General features: G+C 70.5%; 3 protein-coding genes. 1 reads left to right on the top strand and 2 read right to left on the bottom strand.

Translation table 11 applies throughout. From position 1 onward, the window contains the following. A partial coding sequence (locus ACIKT0_RS16110) for a LytTR family DNA-binding domain-containing protein (RefSeq protein WP_407106375.1) occupies nucleotides 1-336 on the top strand: 336 nt, incomplete at its 5' end. Nucleotides 337-351: 15 nt separating this feature from the next. On the opposite strand, the gene ntrC is transcribed toward ACIKT0_RS16110, so the two are convergent. Both ntrC and ACIKT0_RS16100 read right to left on the bottom strand, forming a co-directional pair. Next, on the bottom strand, nucleotides 352-1,791 hold the full coding sequence (gene ntrC / locus ACIKT0_RS16105) for a nitrogen regulation protein NR(I) (protein ID WP_183396284.1): 1,440 nt from the start codon (nucleotides 1,789-1,791) through the stop codon (nucleotides 352-354). A 7-nt stretch (nucleotides 1,792-1,798) separates the two neighbouring features. Further along, nucleotides 1,799-2,929: a two-component system sensor histidine kinase NtrB gene (locus ACIKT0_RS16100; protein WP_407106373.1), complete on the bottom strand. Its 1,131-nt coding sequence runs from the start codon at nucleotides 2,927-2,929 to the stop codon at nucleotides 1,799-1,801. Nucleotides 2,930-2,997 lie beyond the last annotated feature (68 nt).

Genomic DNA, 2,997 nt, shown 5'->3' with positions numbered 1-2,997 from the left:
GCGGCGCAGCCCGAGGGCCGGCTCATGGCGCGGCTCGCGCCGCCGCTTCGGGGCCGCCTGCTCTGCCTCGAAATGGAAGATCATTACGTGCGGGTCCACACCGACCGCGGCTCCGCGCTGGTCCTGATGCGGCTCGGCGACGCGGTGGCGGAGACGGCGCCCGTTCGCGGAAGCCAGGTGCATCGCTCATGGTGGGTCGCGAACGACGCCGTCGAGGGCTTCCAGCGCACCGGCAGGACGGCGCGCCTGCTGCTCAGCAACGGCGCCGCCGTCCCGGTGTCGCAGCGTCACCTCAAGACCGCGTCCGACATGGCGGCGCGGCTCTCCGCGGACTGAGCCCGTCGCGGGCGCTCAGCGCGTCAGCCGCACCACCTGGACGTCGAGATCGCGGATCTTCTTGCGCAGCGTGTTGCGGTTCACGCCGAGCAGCTCCGCGGCCTTGATCTGGTTGCCGCGCGTCGCGGCGAGCGCCGCCGAGATCAGCGGATACTCCACCTCGCGCAGGACGCGATGATAGAGGCCGGGCGGCGGCAGGTTTTCGCCGAAGTCCGAGAAATAGCTCGTCAGGTGCCGCTCGACCGAGCCCCCGAGCGTCTCGGCCGCCGCGCCGTCCTCGCCGAGGCTGTTGGTGGCGGGCTGCGAGAGCTCGGCGTCGATGATCGAGGCGCCGATCATCTCCTGCGGATAGAGCGCGGCCAGCCGGCGGATCAGGTTCTCGAGCTCGCGGATGTTGCCGGGCCAGCGATAGCGCTTCAGCCGGTCGAGCGCCGCGGCGTCGATCTGCTTCGCCGGCAGGCCCTCGCGCAGCGCGAGCGCGAAGAAGTGGCGCACGAGGTCCGGCACGTCCTCGGCGCGCTCGCGCAGCGGCGGCAGCCGGATCGGCACCACGTTCAGGCGGAAGAACAGGTCCTCGCGGAACAGGCCCTGCTGGATCAGCAGGCGCAGGTCCTTGTTGGTGGCGGCGACGATGCGCACGTCGGTCTTGATCGCGGTGCGGCCGCCGACGGTGGTGTACTCGCCCTGCTGGAGCACGCGCAGCAGCCTGGTCTGGGCCTCCATCGGCATGTCGCCGATCTCGTCCAGGAACAGCGTGCCGCCCTCGGCCTGCTCGAAGCGTCCCGAGGAGCGCGCCTGCGCGCCCGTGAAGGCGCCCTTCTCGTGGCCGAACAGCTCGGCCTCGATCAGGTCGCGCGGGATCGCGGCCATGTTGATCGCGACGAACGGGCCGGAGCGCCGCTTGCCATAGTCGTGCAGCGCGCGGGCCACCAGCTCCTTGCCGGTGCCGCTCTCGCCCGAGATCATCACGGTGAGGTCGGTCTGCATCAGCCGCGCCAGCACGCGGTAGATGTCCTGCATGGCGGGCGAGCGGCCGACCAGCGGGATCTCGTCGGTCTCGATGTCGTCGGCGCGCTTGGCGCGGCTGCGCGGCTCCGTCAGCGCGCGCCCGACGATCGCGATCAGCTCCTTCAGGTCGAACGGCTTCGGCAGATATTCGTAGGCGCCCTTCTCGGAGGCGCGGATCGCCGTCATGAAGGTGTTCTGGGCGCTCATCACCACGACCGGCAGCTCCGGCCGCGCCTTCTTGATGCGCGGGAGCATGTCGAAGGCGTTCTCGTCCGGCATCACCACGTCGGTGATGACCAGGTCGCCGTCGCCCTGGCTGACCCAGCGCCACAGGGTGGCGGCGTTGCCGGTGGAGCGAACCTCATAGCCGGCCCGGCTGAGGGCCTGGTTCAGCACCGTGCGGATCGCGGCGTCGTCGTCTGCGACGAGGATGCTGCCTTGCGGCATGACCGGCTTAACTCCTTGGATGCTGGACGTCGCCGCCGACGAACATCGGCATCAGCACGCGGAACAGGGTGCGCCGCGGCTGGGATTCGCATTCGATGATGCCGCCGTGATTGCCGACGATCTTGGCGACCAGCGCGAGGCCGAGGCCCGAGCCGGTCGGCTTCGTCGTCACGAACGGATCGAACAGGTGCGGCATCAGGTCTTCCGGCACGCCGGGGCCGTTGTCGCGGACGGTGAACTGCAGCGGCAGGCTCACCTTGGTCGAGGAGCCGGGCACGCTGAGCCGCACGCCGGGGCGGAACGAGGTCGACAGATGGATCTCGCCATCCGCTGCGTCCCCAATGGCTTCGGCGGCGTTCTTCACCAGGTTCAGGAACACCTGGATGAGCTGGTCGCGGTTGGCCAGCACCGGCGGCAGCGAGGGGTCGTACTCCTCGACGATCCGCACGTTGCGCCCGAAGCCCGACAGCGCGAGCCGCTTCACATGCTCGAGCACGGCGTGGATGTTGACCGCCTCGCGCTCGATCGGCCGCTCGTCGGAGAACACCTCCATGCGGTCGACGAGCTTCACGATGCGGTCGGCCTCGTCGCAGATCAGGCGGGTGAGCGCCCGATCCTCGTCGCTCGCCGACTGCTCCAGAAGCTGCGCCGCGCCGCGGATGCCGGACAGCGGGTTCTTGATCTCGTGCGCCAGCATGGCGGCGAGCGCGGTGACCGAGCGCGCCGCGCCGCGATGGGTGAGCTGGCGGTCCATCTTGTCCGCGATGGTGCGCTCCTGCAGCACCACCACCAGCGTGCCGGGGCGCTCCGCGAGCGGCGCGACATGCAGGTCGACGATGCGCTCGCCGCCGGTGCGCGGCATGCCGAGGTCGACGCGGTATTCGTTGACCGGGGCGTTGCGCTCGAGCGCCTGCTCGAGCAGCGCGATCAGCGGGGAGCCGAACGGCACCAGTTCCTTGAGGTCGTGGCGGCGCAGCACGATCGCGCTGAGCTCGAAGAACGCCTCCGCCGAGACGTTCACATCCATGATGCGGCCGTCCTCGCGGACGCACAGCACCGGATGCGGCAGCGTGTTGAGCACGGCCTCGGGGGAGCCGGCGCCGCTGCGCGGCCGATCGGTGGGCGGGGCCGCGTTCACGCCGCAAGCTCCCACTCGAGATCGTCGAAAGCGCGCTCGAACGCGGCGATCGCCGCCTCCGGCGCGGC

The sequence above is a fragment of the Hansschlegelia beijingensis genome, from assembly GCF_045505405.1.
In the GTDB taxonomy this organism is placed as follows: Bacteria; Pseudomonadota; Alphaproteobacteria; order Rhizobiales; family Methylopilaceae; genus Methylopila; species Methylopila beijingensis_A.
This window is presented reverse-complemented; position numbering and strand designations above follow the sequence as displayed.

Bases quoted from the DNA above. Each gene is read 5' to 3' on its own strand.
- ntrC (WP_183396284.1), bottom strand. From the start codon at position 1,791: ATGCCGCAAGGCAGCATCCTCGTCGCAGACGACGACGCCGCGATCCGC.